We start from the raw sequence: 4472 nt of genomic DNA on the forward strand, positions 1-4472 counted from the left end.
CGGGCAGGTGCGGCAGAGCGGGGCAAAGCCCGGGCGCTCAGGCGCCCGGGCCGCCGCCCGGCAGACTGGGACGACCGCTTCAGGCAGTTCGCCTGGGGCCTGGCCATGCTCGCCAGGCGTGGCGAGGTCTCTTCCCGGGCCATCGGCCGGACCATGGCCGCGGTGGCCCAGGGGAGGCTGGACTGGTTTGACCCGGAGGAAAGGGGGTACTGAGGGTTGGGGCTGATGTATCCCGTCGTGTTGTACCCGCTTCCTGAAGATGAAGGGGGTGGCTGGTTCGCCGAGATCCCGGACTTGCCGGGATGCGCCTCCGACGGCCCGACGCCGGCGGAGGCCCTGAAAGCCGTCGAGGAGGCCCAGGAGGCGTGGTTGGCGGTTGCCCGGGAGCGGGGGTTCGAAGTACCCCACCCGGCGGGAGACGGCCACCGGGTGATCGCCCTCCGGCTGCCAGAATCCGTGTACAACCACCTGGCTATGAAAGCGTTCGCGGAGAACCGCCCGCACCGCGTTGGAGATGTCGCGGCCGGTCTGATCGAGGAAGCGCTTCCGGACCCGGTGGGCTGCGGCGACCGCATTGCGGCGGGGCCGGACGTTTTGCACGTATACGGCCAGGCTTTATGGCACCAGGACGTGTACCTGGTGGGAAACAGGCGCGCTCTGAGGAAGCTCCGCGCGGCCGTGACCGCGGCTCTGAACCGGGGCCGCGGCTCCTGCGAGACCTTTGCCAACGACGGAGAGGGGTACGACGTGCACGTCGTCTGCGTGGATGACCCGGCAACCCTGGACAAGCTGGCGGTGCCGTACCACGGCAAGCACGCCCGGGAGGCCAGCCGGGACGCCGTGTGGCCCGACCGGCTGCTGCCGGGGCAACCTGGGGCGGAAGCCTGAGAGGCATGGGCGCGGGCGGGACCCGTTGACAGCGGGCCTGCGCGGGCGGGCCCGGCGGGAAGGGGAGGCGGCATGTTTCCCGGCGATTGCGGATGCGCTCGACAGGGCGGCTGCGCTGCGGACTTTTGGGGGCGCGTAGTCCCACGTGGGGTGGCTCCGCGGATTGGGTGTGGGATGAAAGGGGGAGGGGTATGTATTTTTACCGCGGCGAAAACGGTGCCGGCCTGGCGTGGGGCAGGTGGTGCGTGGCGTTGTGCTGGGGCCTGCCGGTGTGCTGGTTGCCCAGGGCGGAACGCCGCCACGACCGCGAGACCCTGGCCTGGTGCGTGATCTGGCTGCTGCTTGCGGTGATTGTGATGCGGTACCGCAGGCCGGGGCCCTGGCCGGTTCTCCGGCGCAAAACGGCGTCTCCGGCCTGCCCGGCGTGGCGCGGTGCGGAAGGGGGGCGGGGAAGTGAAGGTCAAGCTGCTTGAGTGCCGTTGCGACACCTGCGGGTACTCGGCGCGGGTGCCCCCGGTCCGGTTCGAGCCCTGGGAGGACGAGAGGTGCCCGGCCTGCGATCCCGGCAAGCTGACCTGGCGAATCGTGCGGGAATCCCCGGAGGAGGTGCGGCACGACCAGCCCCTGGAAGCCATCCTGGCGCAGTTCCCGAGGCTGTGCTCGCACCTCATCTGCGAGAGCCTGGGCTACCTGACGCCCGAGGCGGCCGCAAACCTGCTCTGGCACTGCGCTCGGGGCGAGGAGTTCTGGTGCGAGTGGGTATCGCACCTGGGCAGCCGGGGTGTCAAAGAGCCCACGAAGTCCGTGGTACGCCGGGCGATCCAAAATCGCCACGGGCACCGCGGCCCGATGGCTGACTACCAGACAGCTCGGGCCATAGTCAGACGCGCGCTGGCGACGGGCAAGTATCCAGAATTCGCTTCGTGGTTCTGACGGGAGGACTGGGGCCGGGGTTCCCGCCCGGCCCCCAGCTTTTGGGTAGGCTGCCGGCCCGGGCCCGCCGGGCCGGCCGGTGTTCTGGTGCCGCGCGGAGTAGCCGGCGCGGGAAGGAGGGAGAAAAGGGCAGTGGCTGTGTGGAAGTGCGCCCGGGCCTTCGTTCTGTGGCTCGGGCGGTCGTGGGCGGTGGGGTGCATGTTTCAGCTGGGGTAAGGAGGGAGGAACCGTGTCTCACATCGCGGGCGTCAGGACGCAGATGAAGGACCCCATGGTTCTGGCCCAGGCTGCCAGGGTACTGGGCTTGAAGGTGAAAAAGGACGGGATGTGCCGCTGGTACGGCGGTACGAAGAAGATGGACCTCGTGTTCGAGCTGCCGGGACCCTACGACGTTGGGTTCGTGCGGCGCAAAGACGGCACCTGGGAGTTGCAGGCCGACTTTTGGCAGGGACACGTCGAGAAAGCTATTGGCCCCAAAGGTGGCCGGCTGTTGCAGATCTACGCAGCGCTGAAGGCGCGGCAACAGGGGCTGGCAATGGGCTTCCAGGCCTTCGAACGCGCCGCGGACGGCGAGATCCACGTGGTGCTCCGCCGGGGCGACGGCGCTGTGGTCACCGTGGTGTGCCGGCCGGACGGATCGGTGCAGGTGCACGTGTCCGGCATCCCGGGCAAGAAGTGTCTGGAGCTGAAGGCCCTGGAGGACGCCCTGGGGGACACGACCTCGTTTGAGGCTACGCCGGAAATGTACCGGGAGTTGGGCGGTACTGTCCGCGACGGGTCGCAGCTGTGCGGGTAGAGAGGAAAAGGGATGACCCTCAGGCGGCCAGATGAGTCGCGCAGGTACCGCATTGCCGTCCCCCAGAACGGCTGGCACAGGCTGGAGGAGTGGGCAATGGATGCTCTGCGCTGTCCGATGTGTCTGCGGAAACTCAGGTGGCAGTTTGTCTACGGCGGCTGGTGGGGCGAAGACTACTGGGCGGTGTTCTGCCCCAAACATGGCGACGTGGCGTGATAATGGGAACGGCCGCGGTTGAGAGGCGCCGGCGGCCGTCCCGGAATGGCTGCGTTACTGGCCTCACCACTGAGAGCGGAAGAAACTGAGAGGAGAAACGGGAGGGAGGAGATTGCGCACCCTGGAGGTTCGCTACGACGCCCCCGGGGCGGCGAACGCCATTGCGGGGCTCCTGCGGGAAGCACTCGCCTCGTACCAGCCCGCGCAGCCCGCGGTCTTGTGTTTGGGCACCGACCACTACCTGGGAGACTGCTTCGGCCCTCTGGTGGGGACGATCCTCGAGGAGCACGGGCTGGCCGTGCCTGTGGTGGGCACGCTGAAAAAGCCTGTAACCAACAAAGACTTGGCCGAGGCTGCGCAGGCCCTGCGGGCGTCGGGCGCCTGCCCGATCATGGTGGTGGACGCCATGCTGGGCAAGGAGGCCGGGGTCATCCGCGTGGGCGGCTGGCCCATGCGGCCGGGGATGGGCAGGGCGCAGCCTCTGGGGGAGCTGCGCCTCGGCGGTTCCGTGGCGAAAGAAGTCGGCGGGGACGACGATTACATCGCGCTGGCCACGGCGGGCCTGGGGCTGGTCATTGGGATGGCCCGCGTCGCCGCGGGGGCCATCCTGGAGGCTTTCGGGCGCAGGGAGGGAGGAGCCCTGTGCCTGAAACTGGGGCAGGGTTTGCTGTGGCCGCAGGTGGTTTGACACCCCAGCAACACCAGCGGGACTTCTTGGTTGTTTACCAGCCAGCCGCTTGGTGAAATGGAGGTGCAGGTGGTGGACGGAATGACGGTAGTCCTCATCCCCGAGGCCTTGCGCGAAAAACTGGGCGCAGAAGCGGCAAAGGAACTTGTCGATCTCATCAACGTCTCTACCCGGGCCACGAAAGACAGCGTGACCGAGTTGATGGTAGAGCGGTTTGAGCGACGAGTTGCCGAAACTGAAGCTCGCCTTGAGAAGCGCCTGGCTGACCTGGAATCTCGGCTCACCTGGAAGATATTCGGGTTCTGGGCAGGGCAGATCCTGGTGATGGTGGCGCTGCTCGAGGCGTTCTTCCGGTTCTTTCTCAGATAGGCCCGAAAGCACACAGATGCGGCGCTGGGGCGGGCTGAAGAAAGGCCCGCCCCAACTACGTCAGTATGGTCCCGGACGCCCGGGACTTGGCGTTGCGCTGCCGTAGTCGGCGCACCGGAGGTCGAGCGAAAGACACGGCAAGGAGCGCGCAATAACGAGCGAGGTGTAGCGGGACGCCGGCAGGCCCTGGAGGCCATGGACCCGACAGATCTGAAGATCCTGCCGGCCCCGGCACGCGAAGTGCTGGCCGAAAAGCGCCGGACAGAGCAGCAGGACCGGGACTACGAGTTCTCGTTTAAGGCCACGAACGACTCCCGCAAGGGCGTACCGTACGTGGCCCGCCTGCGGGTCACGGAGGGCCGGTTCGTACGCGAGTTCGTAGAGCTCCGCAAAACCTGGGGCAAGAAGGAGGTGACCGTGTCGGGCGCGCACCGCGCGCGCCTGGGCGAGATCATAGAGATCCGCGCGGGCGGGTCCTGGAAGAATGCCTGCCGCGCGCGGTACATCGCCACTCCCGATGGAGACCTCGTAGAGGCGGACAGCATCGGCGACTCCGCGCGCAAGGTGCGCGTGGTGGAGCCC

Annotated in this window: 9 protein-coding genes; all 9 read left to right on the forward strand. The window is 67.8% G+C overall.

Annotated features, from left to right (window positions below):
- Positions 1–213: hypothetical protein (locus AB1609_16405; GenBank protein ID MEW6048031.1), on the forward strand; the 213-nt coding region annotated here is incomplete at its 5' end.
- A 12-nt stretch (positions 214–225) separates the two neighbouring features.
- Entirely contained in the window at positions 226–888 is a 663-nt protein-coding gene (locus AB1609_16410; GenBank protein ID MEW6048032.1) for a type II toxin-antitoxin system HicB family antitoxin, read from the forward strand.
- Positions 889–1079: 191 nt separating this feature from the next.
- Complete coding sequence (locus AB1609_16415) at positions 1080–1361, forward strand: hypothetical protein (protein ID MEW6048033.1); 282 nt, start codon at positions 1080–1082, stop codon at positions 1359–1361.
- Positions 1342–1821, forward strand: a complete 480-nt coding sequence (locus tag AB1609_16420; GenBank protein ID MEW6048034.1) for a hypothetical protein — start codon at positions 1342–1344, stop codon at positions 1819–1821. The genes AB1609_16415 and AB1609_16420 overlap by 20 nt, the downstream gene beginning before the upstream one ends.
- 229 nt (positions 1822–2050) lie before the next feature.
- Positions 2051–2617 (forward strand): DUF2997 domain-containing protein, encoded by a 567-nt coding sequence (locus tag AB1609_16425; GenBank protein ID MEW6048035.1) that lies wholly within the window; start codon positions 2051–2053, stop codon positions 2615–2617.
- A 12-nt stretch (positions 2618–2629) separates the two neighbouring features.
- On the forward strand, positions 2630–2833 hold the full coding sequence (locus AB1609_16430) for a hypothetical protein (GenBank protein ID MEW6048036.1): 204 nt from the start codon (positions 2630–2632) through the stop codon (positions 2831–2833).
- 112 nt (positions 2834–2945) lie between these two features.
- Positions 2946–3521, forward strand: coding sequence for a DUF1256 domain-containing protein (locus AB1609_16435; protein MEW6048037.1), 576 nt, complete (start codon positions 2946–2948; stop codon positions 3519–3521).
- 30 nt (positions 3522–3551) lie between these two features.
- A complete protein-coding gene (locus tag AB1609_16440) occupies positions 3552–3890 on the forward strand; it encodes a hypothetical protein (protein MEW6048038.1) in 339 nt (112 codons plus the stop codon).
- Positions 3891–4085: 195 nt separating this feature from the next.
- Positions 4086–4472: hypothetical protein (locus AB1609_16445; protein ID MEW6048039.1), on the forward strand; the 387-nt coding region annotated here is incomplete at its 3' end.

Source organism: Bacillota bacterium, assembly GCA_040754675.1.
In the GTDB taxonomy this organism is placed as follows: Bacteria; Bacillota; Limnochordia; order Limnochordales; family Geochordaceae; genus Geochorda.